The 20,857-nt window shown below is 61.2% G+C and carries 19 protein-coding genes and 2 tRNA genes; 19 read left to right on the top strand and 2 right to left on the bottom strand.

All coding sequences use genetic code 11. The features are described 5' to 3' along the window. Window positions 1-385: 385 nt before the first annotated feature. The 17 genes from I2E45_RS04835 (at window position 386) to I2E45_RS04755 (ending at window position 16,658) form a co-directional block, all read left to right on the top strand. A complete protein-coding gene (locus I2E45_RS04835) occupies window positions 386-1,669 on the top strand; it encodes a double-cubane-cluster-containing anaerobic reductase (protein WP_195444628.1) in 1,284 nt (427 codons plus the stop codon). A gap of 184 nt (window positions 1,670-1,853) precedes the next feature. After that, entirely contained in the window at window positions 1,854-3,464 is a 1,611-nt protein-coding gene (locus I2E45_RS04830) for an ABC transporter substrate-binding protein (RefSeq protein WP_195444648.1), read from the top strand. An 88-nt stretch (window positions 3,465-3,552) separates the two neighbouring features. Then, the gene (locus I2E45_RS04825) at window positions 3,553-4,506 is read left to right on the top strand and encodes an ABC transporter permease (RefSeq protein ID WP_195444626.1); all 954 of its coding nucleotides are present in this window, start codon (window positions 3,553-3,555) and stop codon (window positions 4,504-4,506) included. Next, window positions 4,506-5,333: an ABC transporter permease gene (locus I2E45_RS04820; RefSeq protein ID WP_229058832.1), complete on the top strand. Its 828-nt coding sequence runs from the start codon at window positions 4,506-4,508 to the stop codon at window positions 5,331-5,333. The genes I2E45_RS04825 and I2E45_RS04820 overlap by 1 nt, the downstream gene beginning before the upstream one ends. Before the next feature lie 3 nt (window positions 5,334-5,336). Further along, the gene (locus tag I2E45_RS04815; protein WP_195444622.1) at window positions 5,337-6,332 is read left to right on the top strand and encodes an ABC transporter ATP-binding protein; all 996 of its coding nucleotides are present in this window, start codon (window positions 5,337-5,339) and stop codon (window positions 6,330-6,332) included. Further along, window positions 6,322-7,107, top strand: a complete 786-nt coding sequence (locus I2E45_RS04810; protein WP_195444620.1) for an ATP-binding cassette domain-containing protein — start codon at window positions 6,322-6,324, stop codon at window positions 7,105-7,107. The genes I2E45_RS04815 and I2E45_RS04810 overlap by 11 nt, the downstream gene beginning before the upstream one ends. Before the next feature lie 76 nt (window positions 7,108-7,183). Beyond that, on the top strand, window positions 7,184-8,347 hold the full coding sequence (locus I2E45_RS04805; protein ID WP_195444618.1) for a double-cubane-cluster-containing anaerobic reductase: 1,164 nt from the start codon (window positions 7,184-7,186) through the stop codon (window positions 8,345-8,347). A 155-nt stretch (window positions 8,348-8,502) separates the two neighbouring features. Next, complete coding sequence (locus tag I2E45_RS04800) at window positions 8,503-9,267, top strand: acyl-CoA dehydratase activase (protein ID WP_195444616.1); 765 nt, start codon at window positions 8,503-8,505, stop codon at window positions 9,265-9,267. A gap of 14 nt (window positions 9,268-9,281) precedes the next feature. Further along, window positions 9,282-10,499, top strand: coding sequence for a glycosyltransferase family 4 protein (locus I2E45_RS04795; protein ID WP_195444614.1), 1,218 nt, complete (start codon window positions 9,282-9,284; stop codon window positions 10,497-10,499). Beyond that, window positions 10,492-11,541 carry a selenide, water dikinase SelD gene (selD, locus tag I2E45_RS04790; RefSeq protein WP_195444612.1) on the top strand — a complete coding sequence of 350 codons (1,050 nt, stop codon included), beginning with the start codon at window positions 10,492-10,494 and terminating at the stop codon, window positions 11,539-11,541. The genes I2E45_RS04795 and selD overlap by 8 nt, the downstream gene beginning before the upstream one ends. Before the next feature lie 61 nt (window positions 11,542-11,602). Continuing rightward, window positions 11,603-12,229 (top strand): sulfurtransferase-like selenium metabolism protein YedF, encoded by a 627-nt coding sequence (gene yedF, locus I2E45_RS04785; RefSeq protein ID WP_195444610.1) that lies wholly within the window; start codon window positions 11,603-11,605, stop codon window positions 12,227-12,229. Between the two features lie 19 nt (window positions 12,230-12,248). Next, the gene (locus tag I2E45_RS04780; RefSeq protein WP_195444607.1) at window positions 12,249-12,500 is read left to right on the top strand and encodes a DUF3343 domain-containing protein; all 252 of its coding nucleotides are present in this window, start codon (window positions 12,249-12,251) and stop codon (window positions 12,498-12,500) included. Beyond that, window positions 12,497-13,636 (top strand): aminotransferase class V-fold PLP-dependent enzyme, encoded by a 1,140-nt coding sequence (locus tag I2E45_RS04775; protein WP_195444605.1) that lies wholly within the window; start codon window positions 12,497-12,499, stop codon window positions 13,634-13,636. The genes I2E45_RS04780 and I2E45_RS04775 overlap by 4 nt, the downstream gene beginning before the upstream one ends. A gap of 68 nt (window positions 13,637-13,704) precedes the next feature. Continuing rightward, the gene (brnQ, locus tag I2E45_RS04770) at window positions 13,705-15,063 is read left to right on the top strand and encodes a branched-chain amino acid transport system II carrier protein (protein WP_195444602.1); all 1,359 of its coding nucleotides are present in this window, start codon (window positions 13,705-13,707) and stop codon (window positions 15,061-15,063) included. Window positions 15,064-15,154: 91 nt separating this feature from the next. Beyond that, window positions 15,155-15,231 (top strand) — tRNA-Pro (locus I2E45_RS04765). 6 nt (window positions 15,232-15,237) lie between these two features. After that, window positions 15,238-15,311, top strand: a tRNA-Gly gene (locus I2E45_RS04760). Between the two features lie 327 nt (window positions 15,312-15,638). Next, window positions 15,639-16,658, top strand: a complete 1,020-nt coding sequence (locus I2E45_RS04755; RefSeq protein ID WP_229058830.1) for a hypothetical protein — start codon at window positions 15,639-15,641, stop codon at window positions 16,656-16,658. Between the two features lie 115 nt (window positions 16,659-16,773). Here I2E45_RS04755 and I2E45_RS04750 read toward each other — a convergent pair whose 3' ends face one another. Next, window positions 16,774-17,271, bottom strand: a complete 498-nt coding sequence (locus I2E45_RS04750) for a PIN domain-containing protein (RefSeq protein WP_195444597.1) — start codon at window positions 17,269-17,271, stop codon at window positions 16,774-16,776. 6 nt (window positions 17,272-17,277) lie between these two features. Further along, window positions 17,278-17,586 carry a type II toxin-antitoxin system RelB/DinJ family antitoxin gene (locus tag I2E45_RS04745; RefSeq protein WP_195444595.1) on the bottom strand — a complete coding sequence of 103 codons (309 nt, stop codon included), beginning with the start codon at window positions 17,584-17,586 and terminating at the stop codon, window positions 17,278-17,280. Between the two features lie 429 nt (window positions 17,587-18,015). On the opposite strand from I2E45_RS04745, the gene I2E45_RS04740 reads away from it, so the two are divergent. Both I2E45_RS04740 and fdhF read left to right on the top strand, forming a co-directional pair. After that, window positions 18,016-18,534, top strand: coding sequence for a 4Fe-4S dicluster domain-containing protein (locus tag I2E45_RS04740; protein WP_022095206.1), 519 nt, complete (start codon window positions 18,016-18,018; stop codon window positions 18,532-18,534). A 74-nt stretch (window positions 18,535-18,608) separates the two neighbouring features. Beyond that, on the top strand, window positions 18,609-20,831 hold the full coding sequence (gene fdhF, locus I2E45_RS04735; RefSeq protein ID WP_195444593.1) for a formate dehydrogenase subunit alpha: 2,223 nt from the start codon (window positions 18,609-18,611) through the stop codon (window positions 20,829-20,831). The last annotated feature ends 26 nt before the right edge of the window (window positions 20,832-20,857 follow it).

Genomic DNA, 20,857 nt, shown 5'->3' with positions numbered 1-20,857 from the left:
TTGCCGCTCGCCGAATGAGGGACGACAAACTCTTACCAATCAAGATAATTTTTTATTAAACGACGACGCACGATGCTGTCGTACGAATGTCAACGGTGTTCGCATGGTCGATGACCGTTGATATAGTTGATCTTATCTTGTAAAGGAGGGTGCGCACATGCCGCAGACGACATACATTCGCCGCGTTGCCGCGCGCGCCCTGTATATGGCTCGGAGTCGCATATGAGCAGGTATGTTCACGGCTCCGGGAGAGACGACGCACAACTAAATAATCGACCGCAAAGCAGGTTCCCCAAAATTCCGGGTTTGAGCACGGCTGGGTTTTCGCCACCCACCGTGCAGCAATACCGTAGCTATTCATTTTTGGTTCGAGAGGGGAACCGTCATGGCTGAAGAATTCGATTTCCATCCGATGTGGGAGAGCCTCGGCATGAATCTTGCCGACCACGACATGCTGCTGGGCGCCGTGGGCCAGATGTACGGCGATATGTTCCTGACGCAGAACAATCGCCCCAAGTCCACGTCCTACCTGGATTTTGTCGCCACCAACATCCACAGCGGCCGTATTAAGGAGATGCTCGACAAGAAGGAGGCTGGCGAGGCCACCAAGATTGTTGGCAGCTTCTGCGTCTACGTGCCCGAGGAGATCGTGCTCGCCTGCGACGGTATCCCTGTGGGTCTGTGCTCGGGTGCCGACTGGGCAACCGACAAAGTCGAGGAGCACTTGCCGCGCAACACCTGTCCGCTCATCAAGAGCTTTGCCGGCTTTAAGCTGGGTGAGGTCTGCCCTTACATCGAGTCGAGCGACCTGGTGGTGGGCGAGAACACCTGCGATGGCAAGAAGAAGGCCTACGAGTTCTTTGCCACGCAAAAGAACATGTACGTCATGGATATTCCCAACGTGCACGACGAGTCGACGCTCGTGACCTGGAAGGCCGAGGTCAAGAAGCTCGCCGCCAAGATTGAGGAGGAGTGTGGCGTCACGATTACGCCTGAGCGTCTGAAGACCGCCATCCACAGCGTCAATGAGAAGCGTCGCGCCCTGCAGCGCCTCGCTGCCACGCGCGCTGCCGACCCGGCGCCCATCAGCGGTCTCGACAGCCTGCTGACCGTTCAGGCCGCCTTTATGGATGACACGCCGCGCCTGACCGGCGCCATCAACGAGATGGCCGCCGAGTGCGAGCAGCGCGTTGAGGCCGGCGAGGGTGTGGCGCCCAAGGGCACCAAGCGCATCCTGTACACCGGTACGCCCATGGCCGTGCCCAACTGGAAACTGTTCAACCTTATCGAGAAGGCGGGCGGCGTCGTGGTGGGCGAGGAGTCCTGCACGGGTTCGCGCTACTACAAGGACCTGGTCGACGAGTCCGGCAAGACGGTCGACGAGATGCTCGACGCCATCGCCGAGCGTTACTTTAAGATCAACTGCGCCGTCTTTACGCCCAACGACCAGCGTATGAAGGACATTGTCCAGATGGCCAAGGACCTGCATGCTGACGGCATCGTCGACGTGGCCCTGCAGTTCTGCACGCTCTACGAGATGGAGTCGTTTGCCGTGGAGAAGGCCGCCGAGGAGGCGGGCATTCCGTTTATGCACATCACGACCGACTACGCCGGCGAGGACGCCGGTCAGCTCCAGACCCGCATCGAGGCCTTCCTCGAGACGATTTAGCCGCACCTTCGCTAAGCTGTGCCGCCGGGTGTTCCTATCCGCGCGATAGGGATTTCTCTGTTGCCATGCCGGCCGGTGTCCGGATGCACCGCAGGGCGCCGACCGGCTTCGTATAGCTGCCGGGGCGGGGATTTCCGCCGTCCCGGCAGATTCTGTCCGTTTGTTCAGACACGAAAGGAACTCAATGAACAACGACCTTTTCAAGGCGGGCGTTTCCCGTCGCGGTTTTCTGACCGGCTCCGCTGCCCTGTGCGCCATGGCGGGCCTCGGCCTCGCCGGCCGCGGCGGTTCGGGCGCCGAGAGCGGTAGCGCCGCTGCCTCCGGCCAGGATGTGGAGTATCGCGACGAGCTGCAGATCGCGCTCCCGGCGAGCCCGGACGGTCTCGATCCGCACACCACGTCGTCGCTTGTGACCATGGACATCATCTGCAACGTCGTCGAGCCGCTCTTTGGCCTCGATAGCGACTACGAGCCCCAGCCCGTGCTGGCCAAGGGCTATGAGGTCTCCGATGACGGCCTGACCTACACCATCAAGCTGCGCGAGGGCGTCACCTTCCACAACGGCAAGGAGTTTGGCTCCGAGGACGTCGTGGCCTCGATGAACCGCTGGCTCACCGTCAACGACCGCGCCGCGAGCCTGCTGCCCGGTGCCACCTTCGCCGCCTCGGGCGACCACGAGGTCACCTGCACACTGACCGAGCCCGCCATCGACTTTCTGATCATCCTGGGCAACCACTCCCAGTATCCGGGTATCTTCCCCTCCGAGGTCATCGAGGCCGCGGGCGATACCGGCGTGACCGAGTACGTGGGTACCGGTGCCTACAAGTTTGTGGAGTGGAAGCAGGACCAGTACGTCCATCTCACCCGCTACGAGGACTATGTCGCCGCCCACGGCAAGGCTTCGGGCTACACCGGCAAGGTCTCCGCGCCCACCAAGGACATCTACTATCAGTTCGTGACCGAGGCCTCCACGCGCGTGAGCGGGTTTGAGACCGGCGAGTACGATATTGCTGGCGAGATCCCCACCGAGAACTACTACGACTTCGACGGCAACGACGACGTCAAGCTCTACACCCATAACGCCGGCGTTCTGACCGCCTTCCTCAACATGAACGAGGGCGTCTTCGCCGACGAGGAGATCCGCAAGTGCGCCCTCATGGCTATCGACTGCGAGGCGGCCGCTCTTGCCGCCTATGGCGAGAAGGAGCTCTTCAACATCGATCCCAACCTTGGCAACCCCGAGAACACTCAGTGGGCGACCGACGCGGGCAAGAAGTACTTCAACCAGGCCGACGCCAAGGCTGCCAAGAAGGCTCTGGCCAAGACCTCCTATGCCGGTGAGACGGTCAAGCTGCTGACCACCCCCGACTACAAGGATATGTACAACGCCACCGTCGCGCTGCAGGAGCAGCTCGAGAAGGCCGGCTTCACCGCCGAGGTCGACAGCTACGAGTTCGCGACCTTCATGGACATCCGCTCCGGCAAGCCCGAGCAGTGGGACCTCTTTGTGGCCTCCACCAACTACAAGCCCATCCCGGCCCAGTCCCTCTCGGTCTCCAAGGCCTTCTATGGCCTGTCCGACGAGAAGGCGCTCAAGCTCGTGGCCGAGACCCGCACCGCCAAGGACACCGACGCCGCGGCCAAGAAGTGGGCCGAGGCTCAGGAGCGCCTCTATGAGATCGCCGTCATCGAGCCGCTTTGCCACTACGCTTCCATCACGGGCACCCAGGCAGACGTCGAGGACGTCGAGGTGCTCGACGGCGCCATCATCTGGAACGCCAAGCGTCCGGAGTAATGCAATAGATGGTGTGGCGGCTGGAGGGGTCTGGTCCCCTGTGGCCGCCACGCCCTGTCCACGTTCAGAGGGGAAATAGACGCCTCGCATGTTGAAGTACACGCTCAAACGTATAGGCGCGATGGTTCCGGTGATGCTCATCATCTCGGTCGTCGTGTTTTTGATTATCTATCTCACACCGGGTGACCCGGCCTCTTCGATGCTCGGCATGGAGGCTTCGGCCGACCAGATCGAGCGCGTCAACGATAGCCTGGGACTCAACGAGCCGCTGCCGCAGCGCTACGTTGAGTGGATGGGCGGCGTGCTTACCGGCGACCTGGGCGATTCGTATTTTATGCGCCAGCCCGTCACGCAGGCGATCGCCGAGCACTTTGGCCCCACGCTGTCGCTCGCGCTTCTGGCACAGCTCATCGCGCTGTTGATTGCTCTGCCCTGCGGCGTCGTCGCTGCCCTCAAACATGGGTCGCGCACCGACGCGGTCTTGCGTGTCGTTGCTCTTTTGGGCGTGGCGATACCCGGCTTTTTGATGGCGCTCATGCTTATGTGGTTGTTTGCCGTCACGTTGCGTGTGTTCCCGGTGGCCGGCTATGCGCCGCTATCGAAGGGCTGGTTCAGCCATTTACGCTATCTTGCGTTGCCGGCCATATCGCTTGGATGCGTGCAGGCGGCCCTGCTCATGCGCATGACCCGTTCGAGCGTGATCGAGGCCATGCAGCTCGACTGCGTCAAGACGGCGCGTGCCAAGGGCGTCTCCGAGGTTCGCGTTGTGCTGGCCCATGCCTTGCGCAACGCAGCGCTGCCGATTCTCACCTCGGTCGGCTATTCTTTTGGCGCCCTGATTACGGGCACCGTGGTGACTGAGGCCATTTTTAACATCTCCGGTTTGGGCCAGCTGGTCACGAGCTCTATCGAGCGTCGCGACTATCCGGTGATTCAGGGCGTGCTGCTGGTCATCGCCTTGTTGAATTCGGTGATCAATTTGGCCGTCGACCTTGCCTACGGCGCTTTTGACCCGCGCGCTCGCAAATGGGGCGATGCATGATGGCAAACGTTAAGAAGGCTCTTGCCAACAAGGGGTTTGTGGTCGGCGGCTGCATTTTCCTGGCGATTGCGCTGATCGCGCTCGTCGGTCCGCTGGTGTGGACGGTTAATCCCAATGCGCAGGAGATGACGTTGCGACTTTCGGCGCCTTCGCCCGCGCATCCCTTTGGCTGCGATGACTTTGGCCGTGATCTGCTTGCCCGCGTCATCGCGGGCGCGCGCGTGTCACTTGGCGTTGGCATTGCCGTCACGCTCGCGACGAGTGCGCTCGGCTTGGTGATCGGCGCCTATGCGTGCTACAACGAGAGACTCGATCATATTCTCATGCGCATCTGCGACGGCCTTATGTCCATTCCGGGCGTGCTGCTGGCCATCGCGCTCATGGCGATGATGGGCGCCTCGGTCTGGAACGTCATCATCGCGCTCTCCATCGTCTATACGCCCAGCATGGCGCGCATCGTGCGCTCGCGTGCGATGGTGGTCAAGGAGGAGCCCTTTGTGGAAGCCCTGCGCGTGCAGGGCGCCTCGACCGCGCGCATCGTGTGGCTGCATATCGTGCCCAACGTTATGGCGCCCTTCCTGGTGCAGGCGACCTTCGTCTTTGCCGAGGCCGTGCTCTCGGAGGCCGCCCTCTCGTTTCTGGGCCTGGGTATCAAGGCGCCCGACGCCAGCTGGGGAAACATCCTGCAGGCGGGCAAGAACGTGATGCGCAAAGCCCCGTGGATGATCTTCTTCCCGGCAGCGGCCATCATCGCGAGCGTACTTTCGCTGAACCTTGCCGGCGACGGCCTGCGCGACGCCCTCGACCCCAAGACCAAGGAGGACTAGCCCATGAGCGAACATCTTTTGGACGTGCGCGACCTCTGCATCTCGTTTGTGGGTCGCGATGGCAACGCGCTGGAAGCCGTCAACAAACTCAACCTACATATCGATGCCGGCGAGATCGTTGGTGTTGTCGGCGAGTCCGGCTGCGGTAAGTCGGTGTTTGCCCAGAGTGCCATGCGCCTATTGGAGCATGAACAGAAGATGGCCTATACCGGTCAGATTCTCTTTGACGGGGAGGACCTGCTCGCGCGCCCGCTCAAGCGCATGCGCGAGGTGCGCGGCTGCGATATTGCCATGATCTTCCAGGACCCGTTGTCCTCACTCAACCCCGTCATGACGGTGGGTGCGCAGGTTATCGAGGCGGTGCGGGCCCACCGTAAGGTGAGCCGACGCGAAGCCCGCAACGAGGCTCTATCGCTGTTGGAACGTGTGGGAATTCGAGATGCCGCGGCTCGCTTTGACATGTATCCGGGCGATTTTAGCGGCGGTATGCGCCAGCGCGTGATGATTGCCATGGCGCTCGCCGGGCACCCACGCCTGCTTATCGCCGACGAGCCCACCACGGCACTCGACACGACGACTCAAAAACAGATTTTGGACCTTCTGCGCGACCTCAACAGTTCCGAGGGCATGGAGGTGCTTTTTATCAGCCATGATTTGGGTGTCGTCACGAGCATCTGCTCGCGCGTGCACGTCATGTATCTGGGCCAAATCGTAGAAGAGATCGACGCCTGCGGCCTTATGGAGCGCCCGAGCCACCCGTATGCCCAGGGGCTCATCGCGAGCATTCCGCCGCTCGAAGGCGAGCGAGTTGACACGCTGGCGGATATTCCGGGCACAGTGCCGCCGCTTACGGCAATACCCTGTGGATGCCGCTTTGCGCCTCGTTGCGCCCGGGCGGACGAGCGTTGTCGCGCGCAGGAGCCTCCGCTGGTTGCCGTGAATGCGTGCGACCGGTCTAAATGCTGGCTTGTCGAGAAAGGGGAGTGCCATGGCTGTTGATAGCGAAGCCCTGCTTAGGGTCTCACATCTGACTAAAACGTATCCCATGCCGGGCTCAGGTTTTAAGCGTCAGGTCTTTACCGCCGTGGACGATCTGTCGTTTGAGATCGCGCCGGGCGAGGTCTATGGCCTGGTTGGCGAATCCGGATCGGGCAAGTCGACGACTGGACGCCTGATCTGTGGTCTCGAACGTGCGGATTCCGGCTCGATTGTCTATCGCGGGCACGACCTCGCCACGATGTCGGAGCGCGAACGCAAGCCGTTTCGCCGCGAGATCCAGCTGGTATTCCAGGATAGCTCTACGGCTTTTGACCCGCGCAACCGTGTCGGCCGCATTTTGGAGGAGCCGCTGATTATCGCCGGCGTGCGCGATGCGGATGAGCGCCATGGGCGCGCGCTCTCGGCCCTGGCCTCGGTCGGTCTTCTGGCAGAGCATTACGACCGCTATCCGCACGACCTTTCGGGGGGACAGCGTCAGCGACTCAATCTGGCACGGGCGCTTATTTGCGAGCCGCGCCTTGTGGTATGCGACGAGCCGGTCTCGGCGCTTGACGTGTCCGTTCAGGCCCAAGTGCTCAACTTGCTTCGCGACCTGCAGCGCACGACGGGCGTGGCGCTGCTGTTTATCACGCATGATATGCGTGTGGTTCGGCATATGTCCGACCGGATTGGCGTGCTCTACCACGGTCGTCTTGTCGAGGAAGGCGCGGCCGAGGACGTGATCGCGCACCCGAGCGATCCGTATACGCAGGAGCTTATCGACGCCATTCCCTAGAGGATGCTTCCTTTTGGGTATGGTGTGGGTTCGTTGTTTAATTGTCGGTATATCGGTGCAAGAGAGGGGAACTACTATGGCCGATATCGAGGAACAGCCGTTGCCGCGCACGTTTGAAGAGTTCAACGAGCAACGCAAGGCGGCGTTTATTCGCGTCAAGGATTATAAGCAGGCGGGTAATCGCCTGGTCGGCTTTTTGTGCAGCTATACGCCGCTCGAGATTATCGATGCCGCGGGCGCTGCAAGTGTGGCCTTGTGCGGTACATCCGACGAGGTGATTCCCGAGGCCGAGAAGGTGCTGCCGGCAAACCTCTGCCCGCTCATCAAGTCGACGTACGGTTTTGCCTATTCGCAAAAGTGCCCGTTTACGTACTTTAGCGACATGATCATCGGCGAGACCACCTGCGACGGCAAGAAGAAGATGTACGAGCTGCTCAACGAACTCAAGCGCACGCACATTCTGCATCTTCCGCAGGGTCGCGATCGCGCCTACGAGCGTGAGGGCTGGTACGAGGAGTGCCGCCTGCTCAAGGAGGAGCTCGAGGGCTTCTACGGCATCACGATTACCGACGATGACCTGCGCGCTGCCGTCCGTCGTCGCAACCGCTTGCGTGCGGCCCAGCTCGAGATGTTTGCGCTGCAGGCCAACCAGCCGGCGGCCATGAGCGGCGTCGACCTGATGAGCACCATGTTTGCCGGTACGTTTAGCTTTGATATCGAGGCCTATACGCAGCAGCTGGAGCAAAAGGTCGCCAAGCTGCGCGAGGCCTACGACGCGGGCGAGCGCCCGGTCGCGGCGGATGCCAAGCGCATTCTGATCACCGGCTGCCCGGTGGGCGGCGTGATCAACAAGATCGGCCGTACTATCGAGTCCAACGGCGGTGTGGTCGTGTGCATGGACGACTGCTCGGGCGAGCGCACGGCGGCCATGATGATCGACCCGGAGGCTCCCGACATCCTGCGCGCCATCGCCGACCGCTACCTGGATATCAACTGCTCGGTCATGACGCCCAACGACGGTCGTATGGACAACACCCTGGCCATGTGCGAGAAATACCACGTCGACGGTGTGGTGGAGAATGTGCTCCAGGCCTGCCACACCTTTAACGTGGAGAGTGCGCGCATGCAGGAGGCTGTCGAGGGTGCGGGTATTCCGTATATGAAGATCGAGACCGACTACAGCAACGGCGACATGGGCCAGATCGAGACCCGCATCGCCGCCTTCATCGAAACCCTCTAGCTTCCTCAGGCACCGGATCTTGCTCCTCAAACCGTCGTTTGCGTACCCAAAGTACGCTGCGCTCCTCTTTCGGGACAATCTCCGGCACCTGAGAAACCTAGAGCTAAGGCGCCTGAACGCGCCGCTACCTTTGATGTTTAGATTGGAAGAGAGCCATGATAGGGATCGGGATCGATATCGGGTCTACGGCGGCTAAGGCCGCTGTGGTCGATGGGGAGGGTTCGGTGGCGTGGACGTGCGTGCAGCCAACCGGGTTCTCCTCGGTCGATGCTTCCGAGCGGCTGCGCGAGGCACTGGCAGCGGCCGGCTATGACGTGGCTGCCGACGACGTGCGCGTGATCGCGACAGGCTACGGCCGTGTTGCCGTGCCCTATGCGCACAAGGTTGTGACCGAGATCACCTGCCACGGCGCCGGTGCCGTGCGCCTGTTTGGCGACCACGGCACCGTGATCGACGTGGGCGGTCAGGACACCAAGGTCATCCAGCTTAAAGGCGGCCGCGTGGCCAAATTTGCCATGAACGACAAGTGCGCCGCCGGTACGGGGCGCTTTTTGGAGATCATGGCCGATCGCCTGGGCATTTCCCAGCAGCAGATGGCCGACCTGGCGCGTTCCGGCGAGCCCACCAAGATCAGCAGCATGTGCACGGTGTTTGCCGAAAGCGAGGTCATCAGCCTGATCGGTCGCGGCGAGCCGCGCGAGAACATTGCGCGTGGCGTGATCGACAGCGTGGTCTCGCGCGTGGCGACCATGGCCGGGCAGGCTGCGGGCGCCCCGTACTACCTGACCGGTGGCCTCTGCGAGAACGCCTACGTGGTGGAGCGGTTGGGCGAGCTACTGGGGTCGCCGGTGACCACCTCGCCCCAGGCCCGCTTTGCCGGTGCCATCGGCGCGGCTGTCCGCGCCGCCGCCTTGGCCTAGGGGCGTACCGCGACATGCGCATCCTCAATATCTCGGCACAAAAACCAGATAGCACCGGCAGCGGCACCTACCTTGCCGCGCTCGTGCGCGAGCAGATCGAGACGGGGCATCGCGCCGCCGTGCTTTGCGGTGCGGCGCCGGGTGATACCCAAGGCGAGCTGGACCGGCGCGCTGCCGTGTTTGCCGTACCGTTCGAGTCGCCCGAGCTGCCGTTTCCCATCTGCGGTATGTCCGATGTCATGCCCTATCCCTCCACGCGCTATCGTGAGCTGACGCCTTCGATGCTCAAGGCATTTGAGCGGGCATTTGCTAATGCAATCGATCGGGCGGTGACTGAGTTTCGGCCCGATCTGGTGCTCTGCCATCACCTGTATCTGGTGACCGCATTGGCGCGCGAGTGCGTCCGGGGCGTGCCGGTTGTTGCCGTGTGCCATTCGACCGATCTGCGCCAGCTACGTTCGCATGCGCTCGAGCGCGATCGCATCGTAAGTGCGGTTCGTCGGCTCGATGCCGTCTTTGCGCTCCATGCTGAGCAGGCTGAGCAGATTGGCCTGGTGTGCGGCGTCGATGCCGATCGCATCCACGTGATTGGGACGGGCTACGACCATCGCGTCTTCTGCCGCGACGCAAGCGTGGCGAGGCGGCCGGGATCGCTTGTGTACGTGGGCAAGATTTGCTTTAAAAAGGGTGTCGAGTCGCTGGTTCGAGCCGTGTCATTGTCGATTGACGATGACGTCCGCCCATCTGGCTTGGTACTTGTGGGCGGTCGCGGGGACGATGCCGAGTACGCGCGTATCGAGCGCTTGGCCGCGGCCTCGGATGTGCCGGTGAAGCTGGCGGGGCGCCTGGATAGCGATGGACTCGTGCATGCCTACCGCAGTTCCGACGTCTTTGTGCTGCCTTCGTTTTACGAGGGTCTGCCGCTCGTGACGATCGAGGCCCTCGCGTGCGGCTGCAAAGTTGTGGCGACCGATTTGCCCGGCGTTCGTCCCTGGATGGAGGCGATGCTTCCCGGTGCTCCCGTGACGTGGGTGGCGTCGCCGCGTATGACGGATGTCGACACGCCCGTGGCGGCCGACCTTCCGTTGTTTGAGCGCGCACTGGCAGATGCTATCGCGCAGGCGCTTGCGGCACCGCCTTCGACGTTCGAGCCGTCGGCGGTCTCTTGGGAAGCGTGCCTGGGGCGTATACTAAAAGTCGTTGATTTGTTGGAAGGGGGTTCGTATGGCTGACGATCAGATTAAGCTCACGTCTATGACTGCCGCGAGCGGTTGAGCCGCTAAGCTGGCTCCCGGAGCCCTCGCCCAGGTCCTGGGCGACTTGCCCAATGTGCATAACGACAATCTGCTCGTGGGGTTCGATACCTCCGACGATGCGAGCGTCTTCCGCGTAGGGGAGAACCTGGGGCTCGTGCAGTCCATCGACTTCTTCCCACCGATGGTCGACGACCCGTTTCTGTTTGGCCAGATTGCCGCGGCAAACTCACTGTCGGACATCTACGCCATGGGCGGGCGGCCGAGCCATGCCATGAACCTGCTGTGCATTCCCAGTTGCTTGGGCGTTGAGGTCGCCGGCGAAATTCTGGCGGGCGGCGCCGACAAGTGCGTCGAGGCTGGCTGCTCCATCGCGGGCGGCCACACCATCAACGACGACGAGCCCAAGTACGGCCTGTCCGTGAGCGGGTTTGTCGCGCTTGACCGTATGCTCGCCAACAGCGGCGCGCGCGTGGGCGATGTTCTGCTGCTGACCAAGGCGGTTGGCTCGGGCATCATCACCACGGCCATTAAGGGCGAGCTCATCGAGCAGGACGAGGCCGCAGCCGTGTTTGACTCGATGCGTACCCTCAACGAGGCCCCGATTCGTCTGGCCGAGGGACTCGAGCTTCACGGCTGTACTGACATTACGGGCTTTGGTCTGATCGGGCATGCGTGCGAGATGGCCGAGGGCTCGGGCGTGCAGGTTGAGCTTGCGTCGGGGGCGGTGCCACTCTTTGACCAGGTGCTCGACATGGCGCGTCTGGGCATTATCCCCGCGGGCTCCTACCGCAACCAGGACTTCTTTGGCCCGCGCGTGGCTGCCGACGAAGACCTGGAGCCGGGCATGTTGGATGCGCTGTACGATCCGCAGACGTCTGGTGGCCTGCTCATCGCGGCACCTGCTGCCGATGTGGATGAGCTTGCGCGTCGTTTACATGCCGAAGGGCGCGTTGCCGCCGTTGTCGGGCGCGTGTGCGAGCCGGTGCCAGGCGGTCCTGCCGTCCACGTTGTTCGCTAGCCCGCACGTTTATGTAACTGTTTGCCGTTCTCTAGAACGGTTCTTTCGAAAGGAATTTGCTATGTCTACCAAGATTGAAGTCAATGCCATGGGCGATGCCTGCCCGCTGCCCGTCGTCAAGACGCTCAAAGCCCTGAAGCAGCTTGATGGCGAGGGCACAGTCGTGACCTCGGTCGATAACGAGACCGCCGTCAAGAACATCTCCAAGATGGCGCAGGAGAAGGGCTGCACGGCCTCAGTCGAGAAGGTTTCTGACGCCGAGTGGCACGTGACCGTGGCGACCTCTGGCGCCGTTGCCGTGGCCGATCCTGAGCAGGATGGCGCTGCCTTCTGCGACGCCAGCGCCGGCAAGGGCAAACTCGTCATTTCCGTCTACACCGATTGCATGGGCCGCGGCGACGACGAGCTGGGCCACAAGCTCATGAAGGCCTTTATCTTTGCCGTGACGCAACAGGAGGAGCTGCCCTCGACCATGCTGTTCTACAACGGCGGCGCCAAGCTCACCGTCGAGGGCTCGCCGGTGCTCGATGACCTGAAGGGGCTGGCCGAGCAGGGCGTCGAGATTCTCACCTGCGGTACCTGCCTGGACCATTATGGCATTAAAGACCAGCTTGCGGTGGGCGAGGTCACCAACATGTACGTGATCGTGGAGAAGATGGAGCAGGCCGTGCGCGTCGTGCGCCCGTAGCGTATTGGTTGGAGTTGCCATGAGGGAGAAGCGCCCGGCGCTTGTCATCACGTTTCCCACCACGGCGGCCGCCATAGGTTGCGAGTCCCTGTGCATTGAGCGCGGCCTTCCCGGGCGAACGATTCCCGTGCCCGGGGAGGTCGCTGCCGGCTGCGGTCTGGCGTGGAAGGCGTTGCCTGCCGATGAGGAACTGCTGCGCGGCGAACTCGCCGAGGCGGGTGTTCCCACCGAGGGCTATACCGTGATTGATATGTGGGAGGTCGTGCGATGATCTATCTGGATAACGCGGCGACGACCATGCACAAGCCGCAGACGGTCATCGATGCCGTGACGCAGGCGATGTGCTCGCTCGGCAATGCCGGGCGCGGCGCCACGTCGGGTGCCCTCGATGCCGCTCGTACGATTCACGCTTGCCGTGCCAAGCTCGCGCGCCTTTTGGGTTGCCCGAGGGCGGACCATGTGTGTTTTACGCCCAACTCTACGGCGGCGCTCAACACCGCCATCAACGGGGTGGTGCGCCCCGGCGACCGCGTGGTCACGACGGTGCTCGAGCACAACTCGGTGCTACGTCCGCTCAACCGCCTGGCGGCAGAGCAGGGTGTTACCGTTGAGCATACGGGCTGCGACGCGAACGGCGTGCTCGACTATGACGAGCTCGAGCGGTTGGTCACGCCGGCCACGCGTGCTGTGGTGGTGACGCACGCCTCCAATGTGACCGGCAATGAGGTCGACATTGCGCGCGTGGCCGCCATGGCCCATGCGGCCGGCGCGCTTGTGATTGTCGATGCCTCGCAGTCTGCCGGCACGGCGCATATCGATATGCAGGCCATGGGGCTCGACGTCGTGTGCTTTACCGGTCACAAGGGGCTCATGGGTCCGCAGGGGACCGGCGGCCTGGCCGTGGCGGAGGGCATTGACGTGGCTCCGTGGGCCATGGGCGGCACGGGCGTGCACAGCTTCGATGCGCTGCAGCCGCTTGAGTGGCCCACGCGCCTTGAGGCGGGTACGCTCAACGGTCACGGCATCGCGGGCCTTTCCGCAGGTCTCGACTTTATCGAGGCGCAAGGCGGGGTCGAGGCGATTGCGGCACACGAGCGAGCACTGGCGGATCGCTTCCTTGCCGGTGTGCGCGAGATTCCGGGGATTAAGCTCTATGGTGCCTTTGGCCAACCGACGCGCTCGGCGATCGTCTCGCTCAACGTGGGCGATATCGACTCTGCCGAGATCTCGGATGCACTCATGCAAGGGTGGGGGATTGCGACGCGCCCCGGCGCCCATTGCGCCCCGCTCATGCACCGTGCGCTGGGGACCGAGCGTCAGGGTGTCGTTCGCTTCTCGTTTGGGTATTTCAACACGGACGAGGAAGTCGACACCGCGATTGACGCTTTGCGCGATTTAGCCTGCTAGAGCGTATATACTTGCGGGACGGGTGTTTTTGCCCGTCCCGTTTTTGTTTCGACCCGAAAGGTGTGCCTATGGCCTCATCCGCCCCGCGCGGTCTGCGCCCCGACCATGTCGTCACCGTCGGCATCGCCCTGTTCTCGATGCTCTTTGGCGCCGGCAACCTCATTATTCCGCCGCTGCTGGCGCTGCAGGCAGGTTCTGCCACGCCGGTCGCCATGTTCGGTTTTCTGATTGCAGCCATCGGCTTGCCCGTCATGGGCTTTATCGCCGTCGCGCTCGCCGGAACGGCGCGCGAGCTTGCCGGCCGCGTGCACCCCAAGTTCGGTGAGTTCTTTGTCGCGGCGGTGTATCTGGCCATCGGCCCGTGCCTGGCTATTCCGCGCACGAGCTCCACGGCCTTCGAGATGCTGGTGCCGCTGCTGCCCGAGGGCGTCTCGCTCGGTACGGCTCGCCTGGTGTTTGCCGTTAGCTTCTTTGTCGTCGCGTTTGCGCTCACGCTGCGCCCGGGTGTCATCACACGCGTGCTCGGCCGCATTACGGGCCCCGCGCTCATTGCGCTCATTGTGCTGGTCGTGGGTGCTGCCGTGATTTCGCCGCTGGGACCGGCTGCCGCGCCTCAGGCTCCTTACGATGCAGGCGCCGCCGTGCAGGGCTTTCTGACTGGCTATCAGACCATGGACCTGCTCGCGTCGCTCGCCTTCGGCATCATCATCGCCGAGACCATCCATGAGCTGGGCGTGACCGATGACAAGCGCGTGGCCTTCGAGATTTCGCGTTCCGGTGTGATTGCCGGCGTGCTCATGGCCATCATCTACTGCGGCTTGGGCCTTGCCGGTATGCAGCTCGGCACCGTGATGCCCGACGCTACCAACGGCGCCGCCATCCTCGCCCGTTCGGCCTCTATGCACTTTGGTCTTGTCGGCACGGTCGTGGTCTTTGCGATTTTCTTCCTCGCCTGCATGAACGTGTGCATCGGCCTCATCAGCTGCTGCTCGCGCTACTTCTGCGAGACGTATGTGGTCGAAGGGGGAGCGGAGGCCTCCGAGGAGGCCATGCGCCGTCCCTTTGCGGTTCTCGCCTTTGTGTTCGCGGCGTTTTCGTGCGTGCTTTCCAACGTGGGCCTCGACGTGATCCTCATGTTCTCGGTGCCCATGCTCAACGCCTTGTATCCCGTTGCCATCGTGCTGGTGCTGATGGGCCTGGTGCACGGTTTTTGCGACGCCCATCCGCAGGTGTGGGTTTGGGTCGGCGGCGTGGTCGCGGTGCAGAGTGTGATCACCTCGGTCCGCGACGCGTTCTTTGCGGGCGTGTGGCTGCCGTTCGATGCGCTGCCGTTGGCGGACATTGGAGCCGCGTGGGCGCCGGTCGCCGTGGTGGCCTTTGTGATAGGCCTGGCCCATAGCCAGTTTGTCGCACATTCGAGGAACTAGGGTATCGTCGCTTGCATAGGCGGGGAGTCTCCCCTATAATTTCCTTCGCTTTGGGACACGCAAGGTTTAGACCTTAGCTGCTCAACACCTTCGGGACGTGGCGCAGTTTGGTAGCGCGCCTGCTTTGGGAGCAGGATGTCGCAGGTTCAAATCCTGTCGTCCCGACCATATCTTGCGGGCGTAGTTCAATGGTAGAACCCCAGCCTTCCAAGCTGATGACGCGGGTTCGATTCCCGTCGCCCGCTCCATAAGATAGATGAATGGCTCTGATTCCTTTTGGGACCAGAGCCATTTTCGTAAGTGCGCGGTGTGACGGGAACTGATGCCGCTCCACGCCCCACCTAAGTTGCGGTGAAATACGGACTGTTTTTCGGCTTTTATGGTCCATGTAGTCCGTATTTCACCGCAACTATTTGTAAGGTTGGAATTTGATGTCGTTGGGAGGGTAGTAGCGACCGTCTACCGAGAGTGGAAATAATTTTTAAAACTCTGACCTGCGACGTCAAGTTTTTGGTCAGATTTTGGCAAGGTATTTAAATGCCGTTCTGCGATAGCGTAAAGGCGTTCACTCGTTCTTGACTGTTATGGTGCGGGTCATGTCCAATAAAGCTAAACATTTTCCGAAGTCATATGCCAAGATGCTGTTTTCCGCTCTCGGGATTCATCATGACGAGCAGCTATTGATAACGACTGATCCTTGGGATGAGCGGCGCGCGCGTGAGCTTATGCAGGAAGAGCTTTTAATTCGACTCTATAACCATGTGTACGCCGATCCTGTTTATTGGAGCCACCTTGACGTGGAAGCCCGCATTTTCCAGCTTGCATCTGCTATTGCGGCCGTCGAACCGGATGCCATTTTCTGCGGTTCAACGGCGGCATTGCTGTACGGTATCGGCTCTGCTTACTCGCTGCTTAATGCCGTTCAGATGTTGTTGCCGAGATCTACCAGGCGCGATACATATGAGTTCGTTGAGTATCGTCGATGGCGCCCAGGTGAGTTATGGCGGCTCGGCCCGTTTACGCTGACGGACCCCTGTCGGACGGTGGTCGATATTGCCCGCGCGAGTGCATTTCGGTATGCGCTTGGCTACGCCGATGGATTGGCTCGTGAGTATGATGTCGACCGCGAGGAGCTGCGTGCGTATGCACAGGCCAATTGTCGCGGTTTGCATGGCATCGCCCGTGCGTTTGGCGTGTTCGAGCATATGGACGGGAGGTCGGATAACGGGGGAGAGTCCGAGGCGCGAGCGGCAATGATCCTTGCTGGAGTCGTTGCGCCTGAGCTTCAGGTTGAGATTGCTCGACCAGGAAATGCCGGCTATTATCTGGCAGATTATGGTTGGCGGATGCCAGATGGGTCATGGATGTTGGCAGAGCTTCATGGTTTGGGTAAGTTTGATGACGAAACTCAAAAAGATTTGGAACATGCTGCGGCAAAAACCTATCGAGCCGCCTTATTGCGCGATGCGAACTTACGTGCCATGGGTCATAACGTCATTCATTTCAAGCTATCGGACACATATGATGTCGAAGAGTTTGGCGCTATGATGCGCGGCTACGGTATCCCAACTACAAAGCCTTTTGCGGATTCCTGATAGCAGAGACAACCGACTCCGCCGCCCAACAATAAGTTGCGGTGAAATACGGACTAAAGGCTACTCAGAGACATAAAACAGTCCGTATTTCACCGCAACTTAGGAGGGGATGGGGTTAGTGGCGGGATTGGTGGCGGAGCTTGTCGATGGTGGAGTCGGTGCTTCGGCTGCGGGCTTCGGCGCCGCGGTCGCGGGCTTCGGCGGCACGGTCGCGAGCATCGGCTGCGGTTTGGCGCTTGCGACGGTAGTCAATCATGCCTTGGATGATGGGCTTGCCAAAGCTCACGACATCATCGTTGTAGATGGCGGTTCGGGCTGCGAGGAGGCAGTCGGTAAAGTCCATATGGGTCTTGCCAAAGAGTTTGACGGCAAGGGCGACAACGGTGGGCTCGTCGACCATGACGTCATCGAGCAGCCTTTTCAAGGCCGCAGCAATCTCAACGCGGGGAACCTTATAGACGTCGCGCAGCGTGACCACGACGCGTGTGATGATTTCGGGGTAGACGCGAGCGGTGCGCGTGGCGATGACCTTGGCGGCGCGCGGTGACAGAACTTCGTCGTCGTTAAGCAGGTAGCGCAGGATGACGGTCTCGTCGATGATGGTGCTACTCATGGATATCTACTTCCTCGGGACCCAAAATCGAATCGTCGCTTTCTGTAGCAAGGTACTCAATCCAGGCATTGCGCTCCTCGGAGCGGCGATTGGGGTCCCATATGCTTTGAGCGATCCATAGGCGGCGGTGCCGTCCTTTGAGCGCACGGCGACCGGCTGAAAGGGAAGCTTGCGCATCAAAATGCTCTGCGCGACAAAAAGGCGAACGGCCTCGGCAAGCGATGTGCCCATGGCGTCGTAGAGATGCTCGGCATGCTGCTTGTCTTCCTCGCGAATGCGCACCTGCAGGATGGCTCTTTTTTGAGTCGATGACATCACTGGCCCCCTTAATGAGCGTGCAATATAGTCGGTCAAATGCGGCACGTGCCGATACCTGAGCATCTTATAACTATTTACTTTATTTCGCTCAAGTAAATAACCATTAACTTGAATACAAGCGTAGTACATCCAAAATGAGAGCGCGTAAAAATCTCAGAGGTGTACGCATGTAATACACTCACCTTTATAGCTTCTAGAGAATAATTCCAACCTGCCAAAACCCCTGCAATACACCCGTATTGCAGGGCCTATGCTCAAGTTTGCCACCTGCAACTGCGTATATTTAGCCTGTATATCGTTGGAGGAACTCTATCGAAGCGCCTGTTTCGCCGCATGCGCTTCGATACGCCGATGCCGGACCACGGGCGGTCCGGGGCAACGTCGACAGGGTCTCTCCGGCATGGGATTCAGGAGGGAGTGAACAACATGGGCAATAAACGAGTCGTGGCTGATTCTTCACGCTGCATTGGGTGCCAAACCTGTATGGCGGCGTGCATCGAGGCACACGATATTCCCGGCAACATCGCCGCACCTCGCTTGCGCGTAACGCGCACCTACGAGATTTCCGCGCCGGTGGCATGTCACCACTGCGAGGACGCTCCGTGCGCCAAGGCCTGCCCTACGGGCGCCTTGTTCTTTGATCCAAAGAACCATCGCATCGGCGTCAACGAGGACAACTGCATCGGTTGCAAGAGCTGCGTCATGGCATGCCCCTTTGGCGCCGTGAGCGTGGCGACCACGCAGGTCCCCGTCTTGATGGGCGACGTGCGCGTGGGTTCGCAGACTAAGAGCTTCGTGCTCAAGTGCGACCTGTGCGTGGACCGTCCCGGCGGTCCGGCGTGTGCCGAGGCGTGTCCGACCAAGGGCCTCACCCTGGTAGACGAGGAGCGTCTGGCAGAACTGACTGCCGAGCGTGCCCGCGCCACCATCGAAAACGAGGCGTAAGCGTCGGGCGACAGGCCCAATGATTGTCAAATAAGTACCGAGTATTCGGTAGCAGAGAAAGGAAGGAGGGTGTCATGGAGAAGCATAAAGTGATCTGCCCGTACTGCGGCGCCGGTTGCCAGTTTAACCTCTTGGTCCAAAACGGCCAGGTTGTGGGTACCGAACCGCTCAACGGCATCACCAATCAGGGCGAGCTGTGCCTTAAGGGCATGAGCGGCTACGACTTCATCAACGACACCAAGATCTTGACTCCTCGCGTACTGCACCCGATGATCCGCCGCACCAAGGGCGCGGATCTTGAGCGCGTAAGCTGGGACGAGGCACTGGATTTCACCGCATCTAAGATGCAGGCCATAATTGACGAATATGGTCCTAACGCTGTCATGACCACCGGCTCCTCGCGAGGCGGCGGCAATGAGGCGAATTACGTCATGCAGAAGTTTACGCGTGCGTGCATCGGCACCCACAGCGTAGACAACTGCGCCCGTACTTGACACGGCCCTACTGTCCTCGGTCTGATGGACACGGTTGGTTCAGGTTGCATGTCATGCTCCATCCCCGGTATGGAGGATGCGGGCTGCATTTTCCTCTTCGGCTATAACCCTGCCGATTCGCACCCCATCGTCGCAAGGCGTATCGTGCGAGCCAAAGAAAAGGGTTGCAAGATCATCGTCGCCGATCCGCGCCATATCGAAACCGCGCGTATCGCCGATCTCTACCTTCCGATCAAGAACGGTTGCAACGTCGCGTTCCTCAACGCCTTTGCCAACTGCTTGGTCAACGATGGCCTCTACGACAAGGAATTCGTCGCCGAGCATACGAACGGCTTTGACGAGTGGTGGGAGACCATCAAGAACTACACTCCCGAATCCGTACAGGACATCACGGGTGTCGAGCCCGCGTTGATCCACCAAGCTGCCGAGATGTACGCCACGGCGAAGCCCTCTGCCATCATTGGCTGGGGCATGGGCGTATGCCAGCAGAAGCAGAACCTGAAGACGGTGCACACCATCGCCTCCATCGCCTGCGTTGCCGGCCAGATCGGCAAACCCAATTCCGGCCTCGCGCCCGTGCGTGGCCAGAATAACGTCCAGGGCTCCTGCGATATGGGCATGCTGCCCAACCTGTACCCTGGCTATCAGAAGGTCACCGACCCGGCAGTGCGTGCCAAGTTTGCCAAGGCTTGGGGCGTGCCTGAGGAAAAGCTCCCGCTCGAGGAGGGCTACAAGCTCACCGACCTGGGCCATCTGGTCGACGAGGGCAAGGTGCACTGCTTCTACAACTACGGCGAGGACCCGGTGCAGACCGAGCCCGATTCGGCCGGTATGCGCAAGACGCTCTCCGAGCTGGATCTGTTCATTTGCCAGGACATCTTTATGACGCAGACGACCATGCTCGCCGACGTCATCCTGCCTGCCACCTCTTGGGGTGAGCACGAGGGTGTCTTTACCGCATCCGATCGTAGCTTCCAGCACTTTGACGCGGCTGTTCCGCCCAAGGGCGAGTGCCGTCACGACTGGGAGATCTTCGCGGACCTGTCCACGCGCATGGGCTATCCCATGCACTACGACAACACCGAGCAGATCTGGAACGAGTGCATTAGCCTGTGCCCCAACTTTGTGGGCGCGACCTACGAGAAGATGGCTCCCGAGGGCGGTTACGCCCAGTGGCCCGTCAAGAGCACCGATGTGAACGACCACGGTACGCCCGACATGTTCGCTGGTGGCAAGTTCACCACCAAGGACGGCCGCGCCAACCTGATGGCGCACGACTGGGAGGCACCCTCCGAGCTTCCCGACGATGAGTACCCGCTCATCCTGTGCACCGTCCGCGAGGTCGGCCACTACAGCTGCCGCTCGATGACCGGCAACTGCAAGACGCTGGCGCTGCTCGCCGACGAGCCCGGCTTTGTCCGTATGAATCCCGCGGACGCCCAGGCGCGCGGCATCAAGAATGGCGACATCGTCTCGATTCACAGCCGCCGCGGCCAGGTATACAGCCGCGCAGACGTGAGCGATCGCATCAACAAGGGCACGGTCTACATGACCTACCAGTGGTGGATCGGCAAGTGCAACGAGCTGACCATTCACAAGGTCGACCCGGTCTCGCATACGCCCGAGGACAAGTTCTCCGCCTGCCAGGTCGACGCTATCGCCGACCAGGTCTGGGCCGAGGGCGAAGTGGAGCGTCAGTACACCGAGCTCAAGCAGGCTCTGGTGGACGCCGCCGCTCCCCAGGACGTTGAGCCCGGCGCCGCCAAGTTCGACGACGAGACGCACGTGAATCAAATCGTGTAGTCCCGTTCTCGTTGGCTTTTTGGGCC

Origin of the sequence: Collinsella aerofaciens, assembly GCF_015555045.1 — a bacterium.
GTDB lineage: Bacteria > Actinomycetota > Coriobacteriia > Coriobacteriales > Coriobacteriaceae > Collinsella > Collinsella aerofaciens_W.
The sequence above is the reverse complement of the archived record's forward strand: the minus strand, read 5'-3'. Positions and strand labels throughout refer to the sequence as shown.

Coding starts and splice junctions, on each gene's coding strand:
- I2E45_RS04835 (WP_195444628.1), top strand. CDS start 386: ATGGCTGAAGAATTCGATTTCCATCCGATGTGGGAGAGCCTCGGCATG.
- I2E45_RS04830 (WP_195444648.1), top strand. CDS start 1,854: ATGAACAACGACCTTTTCAAGGCGGGCGTTTCCCGTCGCGGTTTTCTG.
- I2E45_RS04825 (WP_195444626.1), top strand. CDS start 3,553: ATGTTGAAGTACACGCTCAAACGTATAGGCGCGATGGTTCCGGTGATG.
- I2E45_RS04820 (WP_229058832.1), top strand. CDS start 4,506: ATGGCAAACGTTAAGAAGGCTCTTGCCAACAAGGGGTTTGTGGTCGGC.
- I2E45_RS04815 (WP_195444622.1), top strand. CDS start 5,337: ATGAGCGAACATCTTTTGGACGTGCGCGACCTCTGCATCTCGTTTGTG.
- I2E45_RS04810 (WP_195444620.1), top strand. CDS start 6,322: ATGGCTGTTGATAGCGAAGCCCTGCTTAGGGTCTCACATCTGACTAAA.
- I2E45_RS04805 (WP_195444618.1), top strand. CDS start 7,184: ATGGCCGATATCGAGGAACAGCCGTTGCCGCGCACGTTTGAAGAGTTC.
- I2E45_RS04800 (WP_195444616.1), top strand. CDS start 8,503: ATGATAGGGATCGGGATCGATATCGGGTCTACGGCGGCTAAGGCCGCT.
- I2E45_RS04795 (WP_195444614.1), top strand. CDS start 9,282: ATGCGCATCCTCAATATCTCGGCACAAAAACCAGATAGCACCGGCAGC.
- yedF (WP_195444610.1), top strand. CDS start 11,603: ATGTCTACCAAGATTGAAGTCAATGCCATGGGCGATGCCTGCCCGCTG.
- I2E45_RS04780 (WP_195444607.1), top strand. CDS start 12,249: ATGAGGGAGAAGCGCCCGGCGCTTGTCATCACGTTTCCCACCACGGCG.
- I2E45_RS04775 (WP_195444605.1), top strand. CDS start 12,497: ATGATCTATCTGGATAACGCGGCGACGACCATGCACAAGCCGCAGACG.
- brnQ (WP_195444602.1), top strand. CDS start 13,705: ATGGCCTCATCCGCCCCGCGCGGTCTGCGCCCCGACCATGTCGTCACC.
- I2E45_RS04750 (WP_195444597.1), bottom strand. CDS start 17,271: ATGAGTAGCACCATCATCGACGAGACCGTCATCCTGCGCTACCTGCTT.
- I2E45_RS04745 (WP_195444595.1), bottom strand. CDS start 17,586: ATGTCATCGACTCAAAAAAGAGCCATCCTGCAGGTGCGCATTCGCGAG.
- I2E45_RS04740 (WP_022095206.1), top strand. CDS start 18,016: ATGGGCAATAAACGAGTCGTGGCTGATTCTTCACGCTGCATTGGGTGC.